Origin of the sequence: Plantactinospora sp. B5E13, from assembly GCF_039871775.1 — a bacterium.
Lineage (GTDB): Bacteria > Actinomycetota > Actinomycetes > Mycobacteriales > Micromonosporaceae > Plantactinospora.
Genome location: NZ_JBDPLT010000015.1, coordinates 102,105 through 123,998, shown reverse-complemented (window position 1 = coordinate 123,998; position 21,894 = coordinate 102,105). Strand labels below are relative to the sequence as shown.

Genomic DNA, 21,894 nt, shown 5'->3' with positions numbered 1-21,894 from the left:
CCGCTGACCCGCACCTCCGGCTCCCGCAGCAGTTTGTCGGCGGCGCCGTGGAACCGGTCATCCGCGCACCGGGTGGCCGGCGCGGTACACGGCGAGCGGGCGGCGCAGTGCGGTGATGTCGCTCGTCGGGTCGCCGTCCACGACCAGCAGGTCGGCGTCGAATCCGGGGCGGACGCGGCCCCTGCGCCGCCCCAGGCCACACACCTCGGCGCCGACCGAGGTGGCCGCGGCGAGGGCGGCGGTGGCGGGGATGCCGCAGGCGACGTACTCGACGACCGTCTCCGGCAGGACCCCGTGCGGCTTCGCCGGGCCGAGGCCCGCGTCCGACCCGGCCACCAGGCGGACTCCGGCCCGGTGCAGGGTGGCGACGCCGTCGCGCAGCGCGGCCTCGCTGAGCCCGGCCGCCGCCGCCATCGCCACCACCTCCGGCGGGGTGACCACGCCCGGGTCGGTGCCGAGCGTGGCACAGACCGCCACCCCGGACGCGGCGAGGCGGTCCGCGAGCCGGTCGGGGACGTGGGCGCCGGTCGCGGTCACGCACGTGCAGTGTTCGATGCCGTCGACACCGACGTGCAGCGCCTGCTCGACCGCGTTGAGCGCGTGCGCGTGGGCGGTCACCGGCAGGCCCAGTTCGTGCGCCCGGTTCACCGCGGCGGCAAGTTCCCGGTCGGTGAACTGCGGTCGGGTGGTGTCGGTGCCGGGGGTGAAGACTCCGCCGCTGGCCATGACCTTGATCAGGTCGGCGTCGGCCGCCGCCCGCAGCCGTACGGCCTCGCGGATCCCGTCGACGCCACTCGCCTCGCCCCCCCAGCGACCAGCAGTGTCCGCCGACGCTGGTGACCGGTGCGCCCGCCCCCAGCACCGTCGGCAGGTCGTCGCGTTTGGTCCGGTCCCGCCACCGGAGTACGGCGCCGCGCCGGTCGCCCAGGTCCCGGACGGTGGTGACGCCGGCCGCCAGGTGTGCGTGCAGCGACTCCTCGACGACCGCGTCGAGGTCCGACTCGGGACGTTCGGTGAGCCGGCCGAGCGCGTCGGGCCCGGCATCGGCGCACAGGTGCACGTGCGCGTCGACCAGGCCGGGCAGCACGGTGCCGTCCGGTTCGTCGCGGACCGGCCAGCCCTCCGGCGCCTCGGCCCGGCCCTGGTGCACGTCGGCGATGCGCCCGTCGTCCAGCAGGACCAGCACCCCGCCGCTCACCAGCCGTTCGCCGTCGAACATCCGTGCCGCCCGGACAGCATGCCTCGTCATCGGCTCTCCTCCATTGAGCTCGACCGTCCCGGTCGGACGTCCGTGCTGACCGCGTTCCGCGGACACGGGGCTCTGGTCAGTGCGAAGTACGACGCGGACGCCACCAGCAGTCCGACGCCCCAGAGCGTGTAGCCCCCCATCTCCAACAGCAACGGCAGGAACGGGCCACCGAACTCACCGCGGATCCAGGCGGTCATGCCGGCGATGCCGAAGTACGCGGTCAGGCTAGCCCCGACGAACAGTCCGACGCCGAGTACCAGCCACCGGGGCACCGGACGCCCGCGCAGCGGGCCCAGCCACGCCGGCCAGAGCCGGCCCCAGCGGTGCACCAGGGCGAGCGGCAGCACCGTGCCGGCCAGGCTCATCAGCGCGAGGAAGACCACCATCGCGGTCCAGGAGAGTCCGTTCGCCCGGCTCGCCGCCGACGGCCACTGGCCGGTGACCGTGTCGTACGTCCACACGCCCATCCGGGCCAGGAACCCGCCGACGGCCAGATAGGCGCCGACGTAGGCCCAGCGGGGGGACAACTCGTCCCGACGCTCCGGCGACCTGCCGTGGACCCGCCCGCAGGACTCGCAGGGCCGCACCGCTAGGCGCCGTTCGCGCGCGGCGATGACCAGACAGAAGACGCCGCCGGCGGCGCCGCTGCCGGTGGCCAGCAGGCTGACCACCGTGTCGGTGCCACCGCCCTCGAACAGCAGTGACACGACGACGACCGGGAACAGGAACGAGTAGACGCACAGGGCGACGCCGGCGGCGGCGTTGAGACCGGCGAGCAGGTGGTGACGGCGGTCGCTCCACTGTCGACGAGCGCCCGCCACGGCGGCCGCGCAGCCGAGCAGGGCGACCGCGGCGATGACCACCGGAACCCAGCCGCCGGGGAAGTAGGACTCCCGGCCCGCCAGGAAGCGCGGCGCACCGTCGACGGCCCACCACAGGTGGACCAGCACGTAGGCGGCCAGCCAGACCACCGCGAAGAGCCCGAACCCGCGCACCGATCCGCCGACGGCACCGGTGGGCCGGCCCAGCACATCGGCGCTCATGACAGCGTCACCATGGCAAGATCCTCCCGGCCCCACCTTTGACAGCGCTGAGAGAACCTGAGACAACGCTCAGGACCGGTGGGTTCAGGGGAAGACGACCCGGTTGCGGAGACTGCCGACCAGCCGCCCACAGCGCATCGCGCACCGGGTCACCCAGACCGCCCGGGACTTCCGCGACCGGACCAGGTCGGGCAGGTGCCACAGCAGCCAACCCCACTCCCGGGCCGCCGCCCGGATCGAGCAGGGCAGCCCGGCGGCGGCGAAGTCCCGGTAGAGCCGGGGATGGCTGAGGCCGTACGCGTAGTACTGCCGGGCCATCGACCGCAGGTCGCGGCGCAGCCGGTAGTGCACGACGGCGTCGGGCAGTGCGCCGAGGCGGTGGCCGGCGAGTTGCAGCCGCCAGAAGAAGCTCACCTCGTCGGAGCCGTACCGGTAGTCGGGGTCGAAGCCGCCGAGTTCCTGGTAGACGGTGCGCCGTACCCCGCAGTTCGCGCCGAGGGCGTACGGCAGGAAGTCGAAGCCGCCCTGCAGTGAACCGGGTGGCTTCTCGGGGCGGGTGGCCAGGGAGACCTCGTCGTTGAGCAGGTGCCGCTCGACGTGTCCGCCGACGGCGGCGAAGACCGCGAGTCCGCGTACCATCTCGGCCACCCAGTCCGGGCCGACGACGTCGTCCTGGTCGCAGAAGAGCAGCAGCTGCCCCCGGCTGACCCGGCAGCCCTCGTTGCGGGCGTAGCTGGTGCCGGCCCGCGCGGTGGCCCGGTGCAGGCGCAGGTCCGGCAGCCGGTCGCGGAAGCCGGCGACCACCTCGACGGTCCGGTCGGTGGAGCCGTTGTCCACGACGATGACCTCCCACCGCCCCGGGTACGTCTGCCGGCCCAGCGCCGCCAGCTGGGCGCCGATCGTCGCCGCGCCGTTACGGGTCGGGATGACCACCGACACGAGTTCCGGCCCGGTGGCTGGCCGGGTCCGGGGCGCGGTGGCCGGGCGGTGGGTCACGGTGGTCATGCCGAGGCCGTCCCGACCGCGCGGGGAAAGTGGAGCCGTTCGTCCGTACGCAGCCAGCGCAGCAGCGCGTCGGCGAAATGCCGGTGTCCCTCGCGCAGTGGGTGGTCCCAGTGTCCGAACGGGACCCGGCCGACGACCATCTCCCGGAAGGTGTCCTGTGGTCGCGGCGGCAGTTGGCCGAAGACCAGGTCGGCGCGGAGGGCGCGCATCACCGGTACCGCCTCGGCCGGGATCGGGTCGGGCAGGACCTCCCAGGCGAACGCGTACCGGCTGGGCACGCCGAGCTGGGTGAGATGGTGTTCCAGCAGCAGCCAGTCCACGAAGAAGTTGACGGTCCCGCCGGTGGTGCTGAACAGGTGCTTCAGGTACGCCCGGGACGGCCGGTCCCCCTCGGCGGCCTTCCAGTCGGCGACCCGCTGCCAGTGCGGCTCCTCCGGCAGGTCGGGGCGGACCCCGAGGTCGGGCCGGACCGGGCCGTCCTCGATCCGGCTGTCGTAGTACTCGTCGCGGCAGAGCGCGGTCCACATGCCGAAGAAGAGGATCTGGTCGTACGTCACCCGGTGCGCCCGCCGGACGACATCCAGGTGGGCGACGGTACTGCGGACGACCCGCCGGTTGGATCCGCCGTCACAGCCGAGGTTGGCGACCCGGAGGCCGAGGTCGGCGCCGAGCAGGGCGGGCCAGGCGTCCCGCTCCGGTGCGGCGAGTTCGGCGCCCCGGGCGAAGCTGCACCCGTTCGCCACCAACAGCCGGATCGTGCTCATGCAGGTCGACCCTCTCCGCCACGTCCGAGGGGACGAGTGCCTGTGGGAACGCTCCCATCTGATGATGGAAGTGAATATATCCAGGCTCGGGTGGGAGAGGCAACGTCGTCGGTTCCGCGACCCGACGGGGCCGGAGCCTACGGGTCAGGTCCGGTCCGCCGACCCGACCCGGGTCTGGATGAGCACTCCGATTCCGTCCAGGACCCGCTGCAGGCCGAACTCGAAGGACCGGGCCGGGTCGGTTGCGGCCTGGTACTCCTCGCCCGTCGTCTGGCCGACCCGGGCCGCGACCGGGAACCGTTCGGCGTCGAAGACCTGCTCCAGCAGGGGTGCGTACGAGCGCCACCACTGCTCGTCGGTCATCCCGGTCCGCTGCTCGGCCTGGGCCGCCTCGACCGCGCCGCGTACCGCGCCGTGTACGTAGTCGGCGAGCAGGGTGATCACCAGGTCCATCTCGACGTCGGTGAGGTCGAGTCCTTCGACCGCGACGAGTTCCTGGTTCCAGCGGGCCATCAGGTTCGGGCCGAGGACCGGGCGGCTGGACGCCACCTGCAGCAACCAGGGATGGCGCCGGTAGCGTTCGTAGTTCTGCCGGGTCAGCCGTTCGAGCCTGGCCCGCCAGTCGGCGGCGCCCCCGGCGACCGGGGGCGTGTCCGGGTCGACGTCCTCGCCGTACACCGTGTCGAGCATGACGTCGAGCAGTTCACCCTTGCCGGGGACGTAGGTGTAGAGGGACATCGCGGTGACCCCGAGCTGGTCGGCGACCCGGCGCATGGAGAGTCCGGCCAGGCCGTCCGCGTCCGCGATCTCGATCGCCGCCCCGACGATCCGCGCCACGGTCAGCTTCGGCTTCGGCCCGCGCCGGGGTCGGTCCGGTACGCCCCAGAGCAGTTCCATGCTCCGCTTCGGGTCGCCGGTGCCGCTGTACTCCGTGGTCACCCCGCCATTCTCCCGGTTCGCGGACAGGCTTGAACTCTTTACGGCGTACGCTATATTTGCCGAATAACTCTTTACGACGTACGGGATTAGGGGTGTGATGACCGAGGCGCGGGCGATCCGGGCAGACGGACTGCGCAAGCGGTACGGCGACCGGCTCGCACTCGACGGATTCGACCTTGCCGTGCCCACCGGTACGGTGCACGGCCTGCTCGGGCGCAACGGTGCGGGCAAGACCACGGTGGTGCGGATCCTCACCACCCTGCTGCGCGGCGACGGCGGACGGGCCGAGGTGGCCGGTTTCGACGTGGCCCGCCAGGCCGACCAGGTCCGCCACCGGATCGGGTTGGTCGGGCAGCACGCGGCCCTGGACGAGGTGCTCTCCGGCCGGCGGAACCTGGCGATGTTCGGCCGGCTCCACCACCTGCCCGGCCGGGTGGCCGACCAGCGGGCGGACGAGCTGCTGGCCAGGTTCGGGCTCACCGACAGCGGTGACCGGCCGGTCCAGACCTATTCGGGCGGGATGCGGCGCCGGCTCGACCTGGCCGCCAGTCTCATCCTGACGCCACCGGTGCTCTTCCTCGACGAGCCGACCACCGGGCTCGACCCGCACGGACGAAACGAGGTCTGGGCAGCCGTCCGTGCCCTGGTCGGCGCCGGTACGACGGTCCTGCTCACCACCCAGTACCTCGACGAGGCCGACCAGCTCGCCGACCGGATCTGTGTGGTCGACGCCGGCCGGGTCATCGCCGACGACACCCCGGAGCGGCTCAAGGCCCTGCGGGGCGGCGACCGGCTCGACGTCGTGGTGCGCGAGGCCGACGACCTGCCGGCCGCCGCCGCCCTGCTCGGCCGGCTCGGCGCCGGCGACGTCAGCGTCGACCGGGAGAACCGTCGGGCCGGCGTCGCCGTCCGGGACCGCATCCACGCCCTCACCGAGCTGGTCCGCGCCCTCGACGAGCAGGGTGTCGTGGTCGAGGACATCGCGCTGCGCCGACCCACCCTGGACGAGGTGTTCCTGCACCTCACCGCAGGTGCCGGCAGTGCCTCCGGCGCCGGCACCGCCGCCCGTGCCGACACTGCCGCCCGTGTCGGCACTGCGTCCGGTGCCGACAGCGTCGACAGCGCCTCCGGTACGACCGCCGCCGGGGAACGGGTCGCACCCGACCCGGCGAACCGGTGGCGCGCGCCGGAGGGGGCCCGATGAGCCTCGTGATCCCGGCCCCGCCGCGTACCGGCCCACAGCGACTGCGCTGGGCGCTGCAGGACGGGTGGACGATCACCCGGCGGGACCTGGCGCACCGGGCGCGCCAGCCGCTGCAGGTCGCCATCGAACTGTTCTTTCCGATCATGGTCGTGCTGATGTTCGGCTACCTGTTCGGCGGCGGGATGCTGATCACCGGCGGCGGGAACTACCGGGAGTTCCTGATGCCCGGCATGTTCGCGATGACGATGCTGTTCGGCATAGAGGCCACCTACACCGCGATCGCCACCGACGCGGCCCGGGGCGTCACGGACCGGTTCCGGGCGATGCCGATGGCCTCCTCGGCGGTGGTGCTCGGCCGCAGCATGGCCGACATGCTCAACTCGGTGCTCGGACTGCTGGTGATGATCGGTTGCGGACTGGCGGTCGGCTGGCGCTGGCACGCCGGCGCCGGCGCCGCGCTGGCCGGATTCGGGCTGCTGCTCATGCTGCGTTTCGCCCTGCTCTGGGTCGGTATCTACCTCGCACTGCTGCTCCGGCAGCCCGAGTCGGTGGTCGCCCTCCAGATCCTGGTCTGGCCGGTGCTTTTCCTCTCCAACGCCGTGGTGTCACCCGAGACGATGCCGGGCTGGCTCGGCGTACTCGCCGAGGCGAACCCGTTGTCCGCGACGATCGCCGCGGTACGGGAGCTGTTCGGCAATCCCGGCTGGGGTGGGAACTCCTGGCTCGCCCGCAACGCGCTGCCCCTGGCGACCGGCTGGCCCGTGCTGCTGACCGCGATTTTCCTGCCCCTCTCGGTACGCCGCTACCGGCGACTCGACCGGTAGCCCGGACCGGGCCGGACCGTCTCCGCCGGACCGGATTGGGGCGGCCGGGCCCGGGTATCCGGGGCGGGCGACCGTTGTCACCTCGGCACGCCCGTTCGGGCCGCGACCGTTCGGAAGAGGACACCATGCCCCTCATCCCTGCCGTACCCACCACACCCGACAGCATCGTGCTGATCCACGGCATGTGGTTGACCCCGCTCAGCTGGGAGCAGTGGGCGGACCGCTACCGGGCCGCCGGCTACCGGGTGCTGACGCCCGCCTGGCCGGGCATGGAGGAGACCGTCGAGGAGATCCGCCGGGACCCGGCCGCCCTCGCCGACCAGAGCGTGGCGCAGATCGTCGACCACTACGAGGGGATCATCCGGAGCCTGGACCGGGCGCCGATCCTGATCGGTCACTGCTTCGGCGGGGCGTTCACCCAGATGCTGCTGGACCGGGGGCTCGGCGCGGCCGGGGTGGCGATCGACTCGGCGCCGGTCAAGGGGGTGCTCCGGTTGCCGGTGTCGACCGTGAAGGCGGGCCTGCCGGTACTGCGTAACCCGACGAACCGGCACCGGGCCGTACCGCTGACCCTCGACCAGTTCCACCAGACCCTGACCAACACCATGTCCCGGGCCGAGGCGGAGCGGCTCTACCAGCGGTACGCGGTACCGGCGGCCGGAAACCTGCTGTTCGAGGCGGCGGTGGCGAACGTCAACCCCCGTACGGCGCTGCGGGTCGACTTCGGCAACGAACGGCGGGCGCCCCTGCTGCTGATCGCCGACGGGGCCGACCGGGTCGCCCCGCCGACGGTCAGCCAGGCGACGGCGGGGTGCTACCGGAAGTCGACCGCGATCACCGGCTACAAGGAGTTCCCGGGTCGGCCGCACTACAGCCTCGGCCAGCCCGGCTGGGAGGAGGTCGCCGACTACGCCCTGAACTGGGCGGTCGAGGCGGCGAAGTCCCGCCGCCCGCTCTCCACCAACAGGTGACGCGTTCGGTCGGGAGTCAGTTGACCGACGCCGGGCCGCCGACCACCGGATGCCACTCCCGGACCTGGTGCACGGTCACGCCCGGGGTCCGGTAGTAGGGGTCCTCCGTCATCCGCTGCCGGACCGTCGCCTCATCCGCGTCGAAGAGCAGCAACGCTCCCGATTCGTCCGGCCAGGGCCCGGCGGCCACCACAAACCCCTCGGCGTGCCACTGGGCCAGCAGGTCACGGTGTGCCGGACGGGCCGCCAACCGCTCCGCCGCGTCCGAGGAGAAGCGCAGTTCCACAACGATCATGTCGGGATCGTACGGCCACCGATCCGGTCCGGGCTGTATCAGCCGATACAGCCCGGCCAGGGAACATCAGCCGGCAACCGGCAGAAGCGACCAGGGCCGGGCCGGGCGGCACAATTGCCGGATGGAGGCAACGGAGCTGAGCCGACTGGCCGCCGTACCGCTGTTCGCCGGGCTCGACCCGGAGCGGCTCCACCACCTGCTCGACCGGTCACCGCCCCGGGTCGTACCCGCCGGCACGGTCCTCGCCGTCCGGGGTGAGCCGGCGGGACACCTGCTGGTGCTGGAGGCCGGAGCGCTGACCGCCGTACACGAGACGGCCGACGGCCGGCGGCTGCGACTCGGCGAGTTCACCGGGCCCTGCGCGGTGGACAAGAGCGCGGTCCTGGACGGCGGCCGCCACACCGCCACCTGGCTGGCCGCCACCACCGTCCACTGCCGGATGCTGCCCGCCCCGGAACTGCTGCGGCTCGTCGACGACGTCCCCGCGGTCCGTCGGCACGTCCTGGCCCACCTGGCCCGCGAACTACGGCACCGGCAACGCGATCTGGTCCGCACCGCGTTCGCGGACGCCCCCACCCGGGTCGCGTCCTGGCTGGTGACGGCGGCAGCACAGACCGGCCGACGGGTCCCGCTGCCCGGCGCCCAGCAGGGGCTGGCCGAGACGCTCGGCCTGACCCGCGTCTCCGTCAACCGGGCGCTGCGGACCCTGGCCGACGCGGATCTGATCCGGGTCGAGCCGGGGGCGGTGACGGTACTCGCCCCCGAGATCCTCGCCCGCCGGGCGGCCGGAGCTGACTGACTTCCGCCCCGCCGGGCGGCCGGAGCTGACTGACGCCAGGTCGGCCGGGCGGCCGGAGCCGACCGACGTCGGTCCGCCGGGGCGCACTGACGTCGGGGCCGCCGAGTGACGCCGGTCAGCCGATCGCGACGGCGATCTTGCCGACCGTGCCGCTGCTGTTGAAGTCGGCGAACGCCTGCGGCACCTCGTCCAGCAGGTAGGTCCGGGCGATCGACGGGCGCAGCCGGCCGGCGGCCACCTCCGTCGCCAGGTGCTCCAGCACGATCCGGTCCGGGACCGCCTCGATCGCGGTCACCGACAGGTCCCGGCCACCGAACTGCTCCGGGCCCACCCCGAGACTGGACGAGAAGCGCCCGCCCGGCACCAGCAGGTCGGCGAGCACGTTCGGATCCCCGGCCAGGTGCACCACGCAGTCGACCCCGGCCGGCGCCAACCGTCGTACCTGGGCGGCCAGGTCACCCCGGTGGTCCACGGTGTGCGCGGCGCCCAACTCGAACATCAGGTCGGCCTGCGGCCCCGGCTCGGCGGTCGCGATCACCGAGGCGCCCCGGGCGGCGGCGAGCTGCACGGCGTAGTGCCCGACCCCGCCGGTCGCACCGCAGATCAGCACCAGCTCGCCGTGCCCCGGCGCCACCGCGTCCACGCTGGCCAGCGCGGCCACCCCGGCCAGCCCCAGCACCCCGGCGGCGCGGTAGTCGACCCCGGCCGGCAGCGGGGCCAGCCCGATGTCCTCCGGTACGACGACGTACTCGCTGAACGAGCCGTCGCCGAGTCGCGGCTTGGCGACGACCCCGAAGACCTTCTCACCCGGCATGAAACCGGCCACTCCGGGACCGACCTCGGTGATGATGCCGGCGAAGTCCCGCCCCAGCACGACCGGGAACTGGTGTTCGATGTCGCCGCCCAGGTATCCGTCGACGAGTTTCGCGTCGTACCCGTTCAGCGACGACGCCTGGACCTCGATCTTCACATCGCCGCCGACGGGCGACGGTTCGGGCATCTCCCGGACCTCCGGCATCGCCCCGTACGACTCCGCCATCACCGCGCGCATGCGCCGACCTCCCCAGCAGACTCGACCGTTTCCGACACGGTCGGGTTCCCGTCCGGGCCACCGGCATGCCTTCCCCCGGCATCCCGGCGGGGCGTCGGCTGTGCCGGTCAGTCGAAGAACCGGGCCAGGTGGGCACGGTCCGGGCCGGGATCGTCCGGGCCCAGCGGGGTCAGGTCGGCGAAGATCGACGCCCCGTCGCAGCCGGCGTGCAGCGGATACCAGCGCCGGGCCCCTGGATGACGGTCGCACATGTGCTTGATCGTCTGGACGTCCAGCAGTCGTACGTGGGTCGGGTCGGCGACCGCGTTGACATGCCCCCACCAGGGGCTCATCACATGCAGGACACCGCCCGGCCGGAGCACCCGGTGGATCTCGTCGACCAGGGTCAGGAAGTCGATCAGGTGTTCCAGGATGTGCACCGTGAAGACCACGTCGACCGAGTCGCCGGCCAGCGGCAGCGAGGTGGAGAGGTCCGCCTGGGCGTCGACCCCCGGTGCCAGCCGCAGGTCCAGGCCGAGGTTGCCGGGATACTGCTTCGCCGCACCACAACCCAGGTCGACGACGACCGGCTCCCGACCGGCCACCCGGACCCGCGACCAGACGGCGAGTACGCCGTCCAGCCGTCCGACCAGGTCCCGCACCATCCGCAGCTCGGCGGCGTCCGCCACGTCACCGGTCAGGTGCGCGACCCCCCGGTCGAACCGGGCCTCGACCGCGGTGCCGCGCAGCCGGTCGTCGTGCCTGACCAGGTCGGCGTACGCCATGCCGAGAAACTCGTCGATCGCCCGCAACCGGTCTCCGGAGGGCGCCCTGTGCAGTTGCGCGACCATGCCCACCTCCGGGTCGTGCCTACCCGGTTTCCACCCCGCCATGCGTGTGGGGACGCCCCTTCCTGTCGCGGGGACGCCCCTTTCTGTCGCCGGGGCGGCAGCCGGTGGCGCGGAAGGGGCCTTGCGCACACTCCGGCGCTGCGCGGGGTGTCAGCCGACGGCGCGACGGGCGGACCGACTGACGTTGCGGATCCGGGGCCGGGTCGGGGCGACCGCGATCGGCCGTTTCATGTGGTAGCGGTGCAGTTCGGCGCTGCCCTGCATGTTGCTGTCCTCGGTGACCGAGACCAGTTCCCAGCCCTGGGCTCCGGCGCGGTTGAGGTGGGTCAGGGCGGTGTCCCCGTACGCGGAGACGTCGAGCACGGCACCGTCGGGGCCGTACCAGGTGTATGCCAGCTCCCAGCCGGCTTCGTCGAGCCGGGGCTGCCGCCGGCGGACCAGCAGGGCGTACTCCCACTTGGGCATGGCGGGAGCTTTGCCCAGTCGGTCGGGTAGGCAAACAGGGGAGTGCCGATGTCGCTGCCGTCCGTAGTGCGGAGGGGTGGCGAGGTCAGGGGCGGATCAGGGCGCTCGGACTCAGCGTTCGGTCACCCGGCCGGCGTCGACCTGGATGTGCCGGGTGGTCCGGATCGTCTCCAGCATTCGTCGGTCGTGGGTGACCAGCAGCAGAGTTCCCGGGTACGACTCCAGCGCCGACTCCAACTGCTCGATCGCCGGCAGGTCGAGGTGGTTCGTCGGCTCGTCCAGCACCAGCAGGTTGACGCCCCGGGCCTGGAGCAGGGCCAGCGCCGCCCGGGTCCGTTCCCCGGGCGACAGGGTGGTGGCGGGGCGGAGCACGTGTGCCGCCCGCAGCCCGAACTTGGCCAGCAGGGTCCGCACGTCCGCCGGGTTCATCGTCGGTACGGCGGCACCGAAGGCGTCCAGCAGGGCCTGCCCGCCGAGGAAGAGCCCGCGTGCCTGGTCCACCTCGCCGACCACCACCCCGGGTCCGAGCGACGAGGTGCCGTCGTCCAGCGGCAGTCGCCCGAGCAGCGCCGCCAGCAGGGTGGTCTTGCCGGAACCGTTGGCCCCGGTGATGACCATCCGGTCGGCCCAGTCCACCTGCAGGTCGACCGGGCCGAGGGTGAACCCGCCCCGGCGTACCACCGCGCCACGCAGCGCCGCGACCACCGCACCGGCCCGGGGCGCGGCGGCGATCTCCATCCGGAGCTGCCACTCCTTGCGCGGCTCCTCGACCACCTCCAGCCGTTCGATCAGCCGTTCGGTCTGCCGGGCCTTCGCCGCCTGCTTCTCGGTCGCCTCGGTCCGGAACTTCCGGCCGATCTTGTCGTTGTCGGTCGCCTTCCGACGGGCGTTCTTGACGCCCTTCTCCATCCAGGCGCGCTGGGACCGGGCCCGCGCCTCCAGCCCGGCCCTCGTGTCGGCGTACTCCTCGTAGTCGGCGCGGGCGTGCCGGCGGGCCACCTCCCGCTCCTCCAGGTAGGCCGCGTAGCCGCCACCGTAGTGCCGGACCTGCTGCTGCGTCAGGTCCAGTTCCAGGACCCGGGTGACCGTGCGGGTGAGGAACTCCCGGTCGTGGCTGACCAGCACCGTGCCGGCCCGCAACCCGGTGACGAACTCCTCCAGCCGTTCCAGCCCGGCCAGGTCGAGGTCGTTGGTCGGCTCGTCGAGCAGGAAGATGTCGTAGCGGCTGAGCAGCAGCGACGCCAGCCCGGCCCGGGCCGCCTGGCCGCCGGAGAGCGCGGTCATCGGCTGGTCCAGGTCGACGGTGAGGCCGAGTTCGGCGGCGACCTGGTCGGCCCGTTCGGCCAGGTCCGCCCCGCCGAGGGCGAGCCAGCGCTCCAGCGCGGCCGCGTACCGGTCGTCGGCGCCGTCCGCCCCGGTGGTCAGCGCCTCGGTCGCCGCGTCCAGTTCGGCCTGCGCGGCGGTCACCCCGGTCCGCCGGCCGAGGAAGTCGCGGACGCTCTCGCCGGGTCGGCGCTCCGGCTCCTGCGGCAGGTAGCCGACGGTCGCGGTGGGCGGGCTGAGACTGACGGTGCCCTGCTCGACGGCCTGCCAGCCGGCGAGGGTACGCAGCAGCGTCGACTTCCCGGCGCCGTTGACCCCGACCACACCGACGACGTCACCGGGGGCGACGACCAGTTCCAGGTCGGCGAAGAGGATCCGCTCCCCGTGGCCGGCGGCAAGGTCCTTGGCGATCAGTGTGGCGCTCATGAGGACTCCGATGCTATCTGCCGTGATCCCTCGGCCGTCCGGTCGGCCGGCCCGGGGCGAGCCGCTGCCGGGCCGGGGCGGGGGTTGCCGGTGGGCCGTACGGAGCGACGGGCGGAGCGGGCGGACCGGTGGCCGGGGCGGCAGACTGGGACGGTGAAGACCACGTTGGCGATCGACTGCGGTGGCGGCGGGATCAAGGCCTCCGTACTCGACGACGCCGGCACCATGCGGGCCCGGCCGCTGCGGGTGCCGACGCCGTACCCGCTGCCGACCAGCCTCTTCGTCAAGACGCTTGTCGACCTCGGCTCCCGGCTGCCGGGCGCCGACCGGGTCACCGTCGGCATGCCCGGGATGATCCGGCACGGCGTGGTGGTGGCGACCCCGCACTACGTGACCCGGGCCGGGCCGCGGACGAAGCCGGACCCCGCGCTGGTCGCCGAATGGTCCGGGTACGACGCGCAGAGCGCGCTCGCCGAGGCGTTCGGCCTGCCGGTGCTGGTGCTCAACGACGCCGAGGTGCACGGTGCCGGGGTGGTCGCCGGGACCGGCCTGGAACTGGTGTTGACCCTCGGCACCGGGCTGGGCTGCGCGCTCTTCGACGGCGGGGTGCTCGCCCCGCATCTGGAACTGTCGCAGGCCCCGGTGCGGTGGGGGATGAGCTACGACACCTACGTCGGGGAGCACGAGCGGCGCCGGCTCGGTGACGCGTTCTGGTCCCGGCGGGTCCGTACCGTCGTCGACGGGCTGCGCCCGGTCTTCCAGTGGGACCGGCTCTATCTCGGTGGCGGCAACTCCCGACTGGTCCGGCCGGAGCAGTTGGCCCGGATGGGGGACGACGTGGTCGTGGTGCCGAACACGGCCGGCATCGTCGGCGGGGTACGGGCCTGGGCGATCCGGCCCGGTTGAGTCGGATATTCCGCAGTGAACGGGCATCTTCCGCCCGTACTGCGGTAGGGGGCGGAACAGTCGCGCGAGTGGCGGTGTTGTGCCAGCGTCGAGGCAAGTGGCGGCGACAGTGGGAGGTGGGTCGAATGGATCTTCTGGCGGACTACCGGCGGGCGACCATGTGCTTCGAGACCGGGGACCCGTCCGAGGCGGCCCGGCTGCTGGAGCCCATCGTCGAGGCGGAGCCCGACAACGCCGCCGTACGGCAGCTGCTGGCCCGGGCCTACTTCCAGACCGCCCAGCTCGGCCGGGCCGAGGAGCAGCTGCGCACCCTGGTGAACCGTGACCCCAGTGACCACTACGCCCACCACGTGCTGGGCCGTACGTTGGAACGGGTCGGTCGGCCGGTGGAGGCGCTGCGGCACCTGCGGATCGCGGCCGCGATGTACGCCGGCAACGACGACTACCGGATCGCCATGGAGCGGGTACAGACCCGGGTCGGCGGGCGTCGGTGAGTCCGGGCCGACGGGTGGCGGTGAGGTCGACCCGGCAGGCGCTGGCGAGGTCGGCCCGGCCGCCGTCGGCGTGCCTAGGATGGGGTGCCATGGACCCTGCGCCGACGGTGGCCGCCCGATGAAGCTCAAGCTCGACCTGCACGACATCTTCAACCGTGGGCAGGACATCGACCGGGCGCTGCGCGGGATCATGGACGAGGCGGTGGCGAAGAAGGCGACCCTGGTCGAGATCATCCCCGGCAAGGGTTCCGGCCAGCTCAAGAAGCGGGTGCTGCGGTTTCTCGACCAGAAGGAGATCAAGCAGCTCTACCACCGGGTGGAGAAGGACTCCAAGAACTTCGGTCGCCTGTTCGTGCACTTTCGCTGGAAGTAGCGGCCACGTCGGCGGGCCGCCGACGTGGCCGCCGGTCAGGCCGGGGTGTGTTCGGTGGGCTGGCCGGTACCGGCTGCGGCGCGTGGGGTCTGGTTGCTGACGCCGTTGCTGGAGACCGCCGGGGCGGCGCCGACGCCGGCCACGGTCAGCGCGGCCAGCAGCAGTGCGATCCACTCGTTGGAGTCCAGGCCGCCGAGGATCACCGTGGCGAGGACCTGGAGGACACTGAGGACCACGGCGACGGCGGTCTTGGCCCACCGGTACTGCGGGGTCAGCGGTACGAGGTAGACGCCGATCGCGGTCGCGGCGGCGATGGCGATCTGCACCGCCTCGTCGGCCTCGATGCGTTGGTCACCGGAGAGCGCGCCGTAGGCGACGGTGAGCGCGGCTCCGGCGATCGCGGCGAGGGCCTTGCCGTACTTGCGGATCATCGGTGGGCTCCCCTCGGATCCGGCGGCGCCGGGAGGACCTCCCAGGTGGCGCCGGCTGGGCTGAACGCGGGCGGACAGCACGATGCTGTCTGACCAGGCGCGGGATGTCAGTCCAAGATCTTGCCGACCTTAGTCGGATTTATCGCGATCAACGGGTTGCGGTCCTCCGAACGGGCTGTTGACACGCATGAAACTCGATGTCAATCTCCCGGTATCCATCGGTCTGGGAGCGCTTCCATCGATCCTGGTCCGCGTCCACCAGACTGGTCCGTCCGCACCTGACACCCAACCGGCGGTGCCGGCCCCCCGGTCACCGCGTGCCCACCGGAAGGACTCCCGTGCCCAGACCCCGCTGGCAGCGAGCCGTCCCCCTCGCCGCCGTGACCGCCACGGCGCTGGCCGCCACCGCACTGAGCGCGCCCGCCGTCGCGTACGCCCCGACCGACGGGACCACTACGGTCGCCGCCGACGCGCCGGAACAGATCGTCAACGGCAGCTTCGACAACGGCCACGCCCCCTGGTGGGGCACCGCCAACCTGACCCTCGACTCCAGCACCGGCCAGCTCTGCGCCAACGTCCCCGGCGGCACGGTCAACCCGTGGGACGTGATCATCGGCCAGGACAACATCAACCTGGTCGCCGGTGAGACGTACGAGTTCCGGTTCTTCGGCCAGGCGACCCCGGCCCGGGTCGGCAAGGCCCTGGTCCAGCTCCCGGTCGACCCGTACACCCAGTACCTGGCGGCCAACCCCGAGCTGAGCGTCTCCGGCAACAACTACCGGTACACCTTCACCTCCCCGGTCGACCTGCCGAACGCCCAGGTCGCGTTCCAGATCGGCGGCAGCGCCGAACCGTGGACCATCTGCCTCGACGACATCTCGCTGACCGGCGGCGCCGAACCCGAGGTGTACGTCCCGGACACCGGCCCCCGGGTCCGGGTCAACATGGTCGGCTACCTGCCGAAGGGGCCGAAGAACGCGACCGTGGTCACCGACGCCACCGCCTCGCTGCCGTGGCAGCTGCGGGACCGCGCCGGCCGGGTCGTGGCGCACGGCCACACCACCCCGCGCGGCCTCGACCGCTCCTCCGGGCAGCGCGTGCACACCGTCGACTTCGGACGGTTCACCCGCGCCGGCACCGGATACACGCTGACCGCCGACGGTGAGACCAGCCGGCCGTTCGACATCGACTCCGGCTTCTACGAGCAACTCCGTACCGACGCGCTGAAGTTCTACTACACCCAGCGCAGCGGGACCGAGATCTCCGAGACGCTGCGCCCCGGCTACGGCCGGCCGGCCGGACACGCCGGGGTGGCGCCGAACCAGGGCGACACCGTGGTGCCCTGCCAGCCCGGCGTCTGCGACTACACCCTGGACGTCTCCGGCGGCTGGTACGACGCCGGCGACCACGGCAAGTACGTGGTCAACGGCGGCATCTCGGTGCACCAGCTGATGAGCGAGTACGAGCGCGCGGTACGGGCCGACACCGGTGAACCGTGGCGGATCGGCGACCGGACCCTGACCCTGCCCGAGAGCGGCAACCGGGTGCCGGACATCCTCGACGAGGCCCGCTGGGAGCAGGAGTTCCTGCTCAAGATGCAGGTCCCGGCCGGTCAGCCGCTCGCCGGGATGGCCCACCACAAGATCCACGACGACTCGTGGACCGGCCTGCCGCTGCTGCCGCACCTCGACGACAAGCGCCGCGAACTGCACCCGCCGTCCACCGCCGCCACCCTCAACCTGGCCGCCACCGCCGCGCAGGCGGCCCGGGTCTTCACCCCGTACGACCGGACGTTCGCGCAGCGCAACCTGGTCGCGGCCGAGCGGGCCTGGGCGGCGGCCAGGGCCAACCCGGCGATCTACGCCGACCCGAACGACGGCAACGGCGGCGGCGCCTACAGCGACCCCGACGTCAGCGACGAGTTCTACTGGGCCGCCGCCGAGCTGTACCTGACCACCGGGGCGAAGACGTACCGGGACTTCCTGCTCGCCTCGCCGCACCACACCGGCGACGTGTGGCGGGAGCGGGGCATGGACTGGGGCAACACCGCCGCGCTCGGCCGGCTCCAGCTGGCGACGCTGCCCAGCAAACTGCCGGACCGCAACCGGGTACGTGCCTCGGTGCTGGCCGGCGCCGACCGCTACCTGGCCACGCTCGAGGCCCACCCGTACGGCATCCCGTACAACCCGTCGGACAACCTCTTCGACTGGGGTTCCAACAACCTGATCGTCAACAACGCGATCGTGATGGCGGTCGCGTACGACATCAGCGGCAAGGACCGGTACCGCGACGGGGTGCTGCAGACGATGGACTACATCCTCGGCCGTAACGCCCTGAACCAGTCGTACGTCACCGGTTACGGCGAGGTGGCGTCCCGTAACCAGCACAGCCGCTGGTACGCCCGCCAGCTCAACCCCGACCTGCCGAACCCGCCCCGGGGCACCCTCTCCGGCGGCCCGAACTCGGCGATCCAGGACCCGGTGGCGCAGCAGAAGCTGCGGGGCTGCGCGCCGCAGTTCTGCTACATCGACGACATCGAGTCGTGGTCGACGAACGAACTGACCATCAACTGGAACGCCCCGCTGGCCTGGATCGCGGCCTTCGTCGCCGACCAGGACAACGGTGACGCCCGGGGTCACCGGCACTGACCCGCGCTCAGCCGGGAGGGGCCCCTCCGCAAAGGAGGGCCCCTCCCGCACACCTCAGGCGTCGCGGTGGATCCGTACCCGGGGCCGGTCCGGATAGTCCGTGCGGTTCGTCGGCCAGCGGGTTCCGGCGCCCTGGACACCGGTCGGCGGACGTTGACCGACGGGCGGATCGACCAGGGCCGCCGCCTCGCCGGTCCGGACCATCCGGTGCCAGCGCAGCCGGCCGCCGAGCAGGGCGGTGACCACCGACTGCACCACCACCAGGTACATCAACTGGCGGTGGACGAGCTGCTGCAGCGGCAGTGCCCAGAGCGGTCCGAGTCGTTCCCCGTCGAGTCGCAGCGCGTACCCGGCGGTCAGCGTCTGCAGGGCGAGCAACCCCAGCCAGGCCAGCACGAGCTGACTCCAGGGCAGGAAGAACAGCCCGTAGACGGCGAAGACGTCGACCGCCGGCGCGGTGAGCGGCAGCAGCACCTGGAAGACGGTGAGGTACGGCAGCGCCCGTCGGCCCAGTCGTCCGCCGGCACCCTGTTCCCGTACCGACCGGCGGTGCTTCCACATCGCCTGCAGGGTGCCGTAGCACCAGCGGTACCGCTGTCGCCACAGCTGGCGCAGCGTCGCCGGCGCCTCGGTCCAGGCGATCGCCCGTCCCTCGTACGGCACCCGCCAACCGGCCCGCAGCACCGCCATGGTCAGGTCGGTGTCCTCGGCGAGGGTGTCCGCCGGTACCCCGCCCGCGTCCCGTAGCGCCTCCCGGCGGAAGGCGCCGATGGCTCCGGGGATGGTCGGCATGCACCGCAGGACGTCGTACATCCGGCGGTCGAGGTTGAAGCCGATGACGTACTCGAGGTGCTGCCACCGGCCGAGCAGCCGGCGTCGGTTCGCCACCTTGGTGTTGCCGGAGATCGCCCCGACCGACGGGTCGACGAAGCCCTGGACGAGCCGGTACACGGTGTCGGGCTGGAAGACGGTGTCCCCGTCCACCAGGACCAGGAACTCGGTACGGGCGTACCGGATGCCGGTGTTGAGCGCGGCCGGCTTGCCGGCGTTCGCCTGCCGGACCACCCGTACCCCGGGCAGCCGCATCCGTTCCACGATGTCGGCGGTGCCGTCGGTGGAGCCGTCGTCGACGACGATGACGTCGAGGGCGGGATAGTCGCTGGCCACCAGGGACCGTACGGTCGCCGCGATGTTCGCCGACTCGTTGTACGCCGGCACGACGACGGTGACCGGTTCGAGGAACCGGGGCCCGGTGCCGGACCGGGCACCCACCCGCCGGCGGTGCCGTTCGGCGCAGACCACCTGGACGGCGAGCCGGGCAAGGCCGAGCAGCAGCGCCAGGCCGAGCAACCAGGTCATCGCGGCGGCGAGCCAGCCGGCGGCGGTCTGGGCGTACCGCAGGGTGTCACCACCCAGCCGGTCGGTCCGGGAGGCCGGCGGGTTCGACGACGCCGCGGCGAGTCCCCCGGAGACGGTGGTGAACCGGTAGCCCTGCCCGGTCAGCGCCGGCAGCAGCCGGTCGAGCGCGGCGACGGTCTGGGACCGGTCGCCGCCGCCGTCGTGCATCAGCACCACCGCACCCCGGTCGCTGTCCCCGGTGTCCTGGTCGCCGGTGCCGTCGTCCACACCGAGGGTGGCGGCGACGACGGCGTCGACGCCGGGCCGCTGCCAGTCCCGGGTGTCCCGGTCGGCCAGCACCGCGATGTGCCCACTCCGGGCCGCCGCCCGCAGCACCGACTGGTCGTCGGTGGTCAGCGCGCCCGGCGAGGATGAGAACGGTGGTCGGAAGAGGGTGGGGTAGCGGCCGGTGGCCCCGGCGACCGCGGTACGGGTGAGGCTGAGCTCCAGCTCCCGGCGCCAGTCGGGCACGGCAGCCAGCTCGGCGTGGGTGAAGGTGTGCGAGCCGATCTCGTGGCCCTCGGCGAGGATCCGGCGGGTCAGTTCCGGGTGCTCGTTGACCCGGGCGCCGACCACGAAGAACGTGGCCTTGGCGTGGTGCCGACGCAGGACGTCGAGGATCGCCGGGGTCCAGCGCGGATCGGGACCGTCGTCGAAGGTCAGCGCGATGGTCCGGGCGGGCATCGACCGGGTCACCGGCTTCGGGCCGTCGAGTCGGATCACCGGCCCGCCCCGGCTCAGGTCGTCGTCCGTCGACGGCCCGCCGGGCGGAGTCGGGTCACCGTCGGCGGTGCCCGCCCGGTCCGCGGCGTGGCTCGAGCCGCCCGATCCGACGGTCGCGTACCCGTGCAGGAACAACGCGGCGAGCAGCACGGTCAGGGCGAGGAAGAGCAGGAACCAGTGGGCGCGGGGGTCCTTCCGCGCGACGTGCAGAGCCATCCGCGTCACCCCGGCGTCCCGGCCGACCGGTCCGGCCGGCCCGTCCGGTCCGGCCCGCCGGGTTTGCCCGGCGACGGGTTCCGGTGCGGGTCACCAGGGTTGGCGCGGGTGGTCGATGCTGACGGTGCGGGCGTCGTACGGGGCGTCTCGGCGGGTGGGCGGGCCGGCCCCTCCGCCGGCCCGCCCTGGCCCGTCGGGATGGTGCCCGGCCCAGGGGCGTCGACCAGTTGGCCGACGCCCGCCCTCTCCCGTCCGGTTCCGTCCTGCGGGTCCGGCCAGCCCGGTACCGGAACGGAACCGCCCGCGAACAGCCCGAGTGCGATGGCACCGAGGCTGACCAGCAGGCCGGCGCCGAGGCCGGAACCGGCCAGGACGGCGAGCCGGCGGCGTCGACCGGTCCGGTCGACGAACACCGGCTGGGGCCGTGCCGGGCGATGGCGCGTTCGCGTGGCGGGATGGCGGCTGTCCAGCATCTATCGCTCTCTCCTGGATCCGGTGCCGGGATCGCCGACACCGGGTTGGTCACCCGGCCGGCTGCCGGGCTGGTTGGTGGACCGGGGTGGCATGGAGGGCCGGCCGGCCGGCGTCGTGCCGGGGGCCCGGTCCGGGCCCGGTGGCTGTTCCGGTCGCCGGGTCGGGTGTGCCGGGGTTCCGGATGGCCGGTCGACGGGTGTTCGGGCGGCTGGCGGCGGGACGACCCGCGAGGTGGCGGAGTCGGCGGCGGCCAGGACGGCGGCGCAGTAGGCCGCGACCCGGTCCACCCCACCGGCCGCCGCGACCAGGTCGGCGGCCGGCGCCGGCGCGGTCGTGCCGGTGACACCGGCCCGGCGCCCACCGGTGTCCCCGTCGTCGTCGGCTGGTCCGGTGTCGCGGTCGTCGTCGGTCCGTCTGGCGTCGCGGTTGTCGGTCTGTCCGGTGCCGGATGGCCGGCCGCCAGCGGGTCCGCCGCCCCGGTCGCCGCCGGACCCGCTGGTCGGGCCCGTACCGGACGGCGGCGCATCCGGTCGGGGAACGCCGGCGTACGCCCGGCAGAAGTCGAGGTGGGCGGCCGGCGGGGCGGCGGTGCCCGGTGCGGTACCGGACGGGGTCACCGGGGCGGCGGGCACGGCGACGTCGGGCCGGGGCCGGGCCGTGGTGGTCGACGGCTCCCGGAGCGCCCCGGACGTGGCCGCCAGGGTGGCCCCACCGCCGACCGCGACCACCACGGCGGCCAGCACACCGGCCCGGACCGGCCCGCCGGTCCGCAGCCACCGGGGTGCCGAGATCCGGGTACGCAGGGGCCGCCGTCGGTCCGGCAGCGGGTCCGGCCGGCCGAGTCGGACAGCCCGGTACGCCGCCGCCGCGTCCGGCTCGCCCACGAGTTCACCGGGCCGGGCCGGTGCCGAGGCGGCGACGAGCAGCCGGACGAGCCCGTCCAGCCCGGGCGGGGGCCGACCGTCCTGATCGAGCAGCCGGTCGGCGACGCGGGTGTCGAGCCGGCTGAGGTGCTGATTGTTCATCTCAGGCACTAGAGCGCC

Annotated in this window: 21 protein-coding genes and 1 pseudogene; 8 read left to right on the top strand and 14 right to left on the bottom strand. The window is 73.2% G+C overall.

Translation table 11 applies throughout. The annotated features are described in order from the left end of the window. Positions 1-57 precede the first annotated feature (57 nt). From ABGB05_RS16380 to ABGB05_RS16360, 5 genes are all read right to left on the bottom strand, one after another. Positions 58-1,044, bottom strand: a complete 987-nt coding sequence (locus ABGB05_RS16380) for an amidohydrolase family protein (RefSeq protein WP_347654257.1) — start codon at positions 1,042-1,044, stop codon at positions 58-60. A gap of 201 nt (positions 1,045-1,245) precedes the next feature. Next, positions 1,246-2,292 (bottom strand): hypothetical protein, encoded by a 1,047-nt coding sequence (locus tag ABGB05_RS16375; protein WP_347654256.1) that lies wholly within the window; start codon positions 2,290-2,292, stop codon positions 1,246-1,248. A gap of 84 nt (positions 2,293-2,376) precedes the next feature. Continuing rightward, complete coding sequence (locus ABGB05_RS16370) at positions 2,377-3,297, bottom strand: glycosyltransferase family A protein (RefSeq protein ID WP_347654255.1); 921 nt, start codon at positions 3,295-3,297, stop codon at positions 2,377-2,379. Next, complete coding sequence (locus tag ABGB05_RS16365; protein WP_347654254.1) at positions 3,294-4,061, bottom strand: DUF6071 family protein; 768 nt, start codon at positions 4,059-4,061, stop codon at positions 3,294-3,296. Before ABGB05_RS16365 ends, ABGB05_RS16370 begins: the two co-directional genes overlap by 4 nt. 144 nt (positions 4,062-4,205) lie before the next feature. Then, positions 4,206-5,000 (bottom strand): TetR/AcrR family transcriptional regulator, encoded by a 795-nt coding sequence (locus ABGB05_RS16360; protein ID WP_347654253.1) that lies wholly within the window; start codon positions 4,998-5,000, stop codon positions 4,206-4,208. Between the two features lie 97 nt (positions 5,001-5,097). Here ABGB05_RS16360 and ABGB05_RS16355 point away from each other — a divergent pair, with 97 nt between their 5' ends. The 3 genes from ABGB05_RS16355 to ABGB05_RS16345 all read left to right on the top strand — a co-directional run bounded on the left by ABGB05_RS16355 (position 5,098) and on the right by ABGB05_RS16345 (position 7,999). Then, entirely contained in the window at positions 5,098-6,204 is a 1,107-nt protein-coding gene (locus ABGB05_RS16355) for an ATP-binding cassette domain-containing protein (protein WP_347654252.1), read from the top strand. Next, the gene (locus ABGB05_RS16350; RefSeq protein WP_347654251.1) at positions 6,201-7,028 is read left to right on the top strand and encodes an ABC transporter permease; all 828 of its coding nucleotides are present in this window, start codon (positions 6,201-6,203) and stop codon (positions 7,026-7,028) included. The genes ABGB05_RS16355 and ABGB05_RS16350 overlap by 4 nt, the downstream gene beginning before the upstream one ends. A gap of 125 nt (positions 7,029-7,153) precedes the next feature. Continuing rightward, positions 7,154-7,999 (top strand): alpha/beta hydrolase, encoded by an 846-nt coding sequence (locus ABGB05_RS16345; RefSeq protein ID WP_347654250.1) that lies wholly within the window; start codon positions 7,154-7,156, stop codon positions 7,997-7,999. Between the two features lie 16 nt (positions 8,000-8,015). Here ABGB05_RS16345 and ABGB05_RS16340 read toward each other — a convergent pair whose 3' ends face one another. Next, entirely contained in the window at positions 8,016-8,294 is a 279-nt protein-coding gene (locus ABGB05_RS16340) for a YciI family protein (protein ID WP_347654249.1), read from the bottom strand. Positions 8,295-8,415: 121 nt separating this feature from the next. On the opposite strand from ABGB05_RS16340, the gene ABGB05_RS16335 reads away from it, so the two are divergent. Next, on the top strand, positions 8,416-9,093 hold the full coding sequence (locus ABGB05_RS16335) for a Crp/Fnr family transcriptional regulator (RefSeq protein ID WP_347654248.1): 678 nt from the start codon (positions 8,416-8,418) through the stop codon (positions 9,091-9,093). A 115-nt stretch (positions 9,094-9,208) separates the two neighbouring features. Here the strand turns inward: ABGB05_RS16335 and ABGB05_RS16330 are convergent, their stop codons facing one another. From ABGB05_RS16330 to ABGB05_RS16315, 4 genes and pseudogenes are all read right to left on the bottom strand, one after another. Next, positions 9,209-10,144 (bottom strand): NADP-dependent oxidoreductase, encoded by a 936-nt coding sequence (locus ABGB05_RS16330; RefSeq protein WP_347654247.1) that lies wholly within the window; start codon positions 10,142-10,144, stop codon positions 9,209-9,211. Positions 10,145-10,251: 107 nt separating this feature from the next. Next, positions 10,252-10,974, bottom strand: coding sequence for a BON domain-containing class I SAM-dependent methyltransferase (locus ABGB05_RS16325; protein ID WP_347654246.1), 723 nt, complete (start codon positions 10,972-10,974; stop codon positions 10,252-10,254). 213 nt (positions 10,975-11,187) lie between these two features. Further along, positions 11,188-11,439: pseudogene (locus ABGB05_RS16320) on the bottom strand (hypothetical protein); the annotation flags it as partial. Between the two features lie 111 nt (positions 11,440-11,550). Continuing rightward, positions 11,551-13,188 carry an ABC-F family ATP-binding cassette domain-containing protein gene (locus tag ABGB05_RS16315; protein ID WP_347654245.1) on the bottom strand — a complete coding sequence of 546 codons (1,638 nt, stop codon included), beginning with the start codon at positions 13,186-13,188 and terminating at the stop codon, positions 11,551-11,553. A 153-nt stretch (positions 13,189-13,341) separates the two neighbouring features. Here ABGB05_RS16315 and ABGB05_RS16310 point away from each other — a divergent pair, with 153 nt between their 5' ends. The 3 genes from ABGB05_RS16310 to ABGB05_RS16300 all read left to right on the top strand — a co-directional run bounded on the left by ABGB05_RS16310 (position 13,342) and on the right by ABGB05_RS16300 (position 14,961). Then, positions 13,342-14,094, top strand: coding sequence for an ROK family protein (locus ABGB05_RS16310; protein ID WP_347654244.1), 753 nt, complete (start codon positions 13,342-13,344; stop codon positions 14,092-14,094). Between the two features lie 125 nt (positions 14,095-14,219). Continuing rightward, positions 14,220-14,588: a tetratricopeptide repeat protein gene (locus tag ABGB05_RS16305; RefSeq protein ID WP_347654243.1), complete on the top strand. Its 369-nt coding sequence runs from the start codon at positions 14,220-14,222 to the stop codon at positions 14,586-14,588. A 118-nt stretch (positions 14,589-14,706) separates the two neighbouring features. Then, entirely contained in the window at positions 14,707-14,961 is a 255-nt protein-coding gene (locus tag ABGB05_RS16300; RefSeq protein WP_275032160.1) for a Smr/MutS family protein, read from the top strand. Between the two features lie 35 nt (positions 14,962-14,996). Here ABGB05_RS16300 and ABGB05_RS16295 read toward each other — a convergent pair whose 3' ends face one another. Beyond that, a complete protein-coding gene (locus ABGB05_RS16295; RefSeq protein WP_347654242.1) occupies positions 14,997-15,392 on the bottom strand; it encodes a hypothetical protein in 396 nt (131 codons plus the stop codon). Positions 15,393-15,589: 197 nt separating this feature from the next. Between ABGB05_RS16295 and ABGB05_RS16290 the strand changes: the two genes are divergently transcribed. After that, positions 15,590-18,040, top strand: coding sequence for a glycoside hydrolase family 9 protein (locus tag ABGB05_RS16290; RefSeq protein WP_347654241.1), 2,451 nt, complete (start codon positions 15,590-15,592; stop codon positions 18,038-18,040). 54 nt (positions 18,041-18,094) lie between these two features. On the opposite strand, the gene ABGB05_RS16285 is transcribed toward ABGB05_RS16290, so the two are convergent. From ABGB05_RS16285 to ABGB05_RS16275, 3 genes are read right to left on the bottom strand one after another with little or no spacing between them, the layout of a single operon-like run. After that, on the bottom strand, positions 18,095-20,377 hold the full coding sequence (locus tag ABGB05_RS16285; RefSeq protein WP_347654240.1) for a bifunctional polysaccharide deacetylase/glycosyltransferase family 2 protein: 2,283 nt from the start codon (positions 20,375-20,377) through the stop codon (positions 18,095-18,097). Between the two features lie 5 nt (positions 20,378-20,382). Beyond that, on the bottom strand, positions 20,383-20,790 hold the full coding sequence (locus ABGB05_RS16280; protein ID WP_347654239.1) for a hypothetical protein: 408 nt from the start codon (positions 20,788-20,790) through the stop codon (positions 20,383-20,385). A 60-nt stretch (positions 20,791-20,850) separates the two neighbouring features. Continuing rightward, positions 20,851-21,876, bottom strand: a complete 1,026-nt coding sequence (locus ABGB05_RS16275; RefSeq protein WP_347654238.1) for a hypothetical protein — start codon at positions 21,874-21,876, stop codon at positions 20,851-20,853. Between the last annotated feature and the right edge of the window lie 18 nt (positions 21,877-21,894).

Coding starts and splice junctions, on each gene's coding strand:
- ABGB05_RS16315 (WP_347654245.1), bottom strand. CDS start 13,188: ATGAGCGCCACACTGATCGCCAAGGACCTTGCCGCCGGCCACGGGGAG.
- ABGB05_RS16295 (WP_347654242.1), bottom strand. CDS start 15,392: ATGATCCGCAAGTACGGCAAGGCCCTCGCCGCGATCGCCGGAGCCGCG.
- ABGB05_RS16325 (WP_347654246.1), bottom strand. CDS start 10,974: ATGGTCGCGCAACTGCACAGGGCGCCCTCCGGAGACCGGTTGCGGGCG.
- ABGB05_RS16370 (WP_347654255.1), bottom strand. CDS start 3,297: ATGACCACCGTGACCCACCGCCCGGCCACCGCGCCCCGGACCCGGCCA.
- ABGB05_RS16375 (WP_347654256.1), bottom strand. CDS start 2,292: ATGAGCGCCGATGTGCTGGGCCGGCCCACCGGTGCCGTCGGCGGATCG.
- ABGB05_RS16345 (WP_347654250.1), top strand. CDS start 7,154: ATGCCCCTCATCCCTGCCGTACCCACCACACCCGACAGCATCGTGCTG.
- ABGB05_RS16365 (WP_347654254.1), bottom strand. CDS start 4,061: ATGAGCACGATCCGGCTGTTGGTGGCGAACGGGTGCAGCTTCGCCCGG.
- ABGB05_RS16305 (WP_347654243.1), top strand. CDS start 14,220: ATGGATCTTCTGGCGGACTACCGGCGGGCGACCATGTGCTTCGAGACC.
- ABGB05_RS16355 (WP_347654252.1), top strand. CDS start 5,098: ATGACCGAGGCGCGGGCGATCCGGGCAGACGGACTGCGCAAGCGGTAC.
- ABGB05_RS16350 (WP_347654251.1), top strand. CDS start 6,201: ATGAGCCTCGTGATCCCGGCCCCGCCGCGTACCGGCCCACAGCGACTG.
- ABGB05_RS16285 (WP_347654240.1), bottom strand. CDS start 20,377: ATGGCTCTGCACGTCGCGCGGAAGGACCCCCGCGCCCACTGGTTCCTG.
- ABGB05_RS16340 (WP_347654249.1), bottom strand. CDS start 8,294: ATGATCGTTGTGGAACTGCGCTTCTCCTCGGACGCGGCGGAGCGGTTG.
- ABGB05_RS16335 (WP_347654248.1), top strand. CDS start 8,416: ATGGAGGCAACGGAGCTGAGCCGACTGGCCGCCGTACCGCTGTTCGCC.
- ABGB05_RS16300 (WP_275032160.1), top strand. CDS start 14,707: ATGAAGCTCAAGCTCGACCTGCACGACATCTTCAACCGTGGGCAGGAC.
- ABGB05_RS16330 (WP_347654247.1), bottom strand. CDS start 10,144: ATGCGCGCGGTGATGGCGGAGTCGTACGGGGCGATGCCGGAGGTCCGG.
- ABGB05_RS16275 (WP_347654238.1), bottom strand. CDS start 21,876: ATGAACAATCAGCACCTCAGCCGGCTCGACACCCGCGTCGCCGACCGG.
- ABGB05_RS16380 (WP_347654257.1), bottom strand. CDS start 1,044: ATGCCGGGCCCGACGCGCTCGGCCGGCTCACCGAACGTCCCGAGTCGG.
- ABGB05_RS16290 (WP_347654241.1), top strand. CDS start 15,590: ATGTCAATCTCCCGGTATCCATCGGTCTGGGAGCGCTTCCATCGATCC.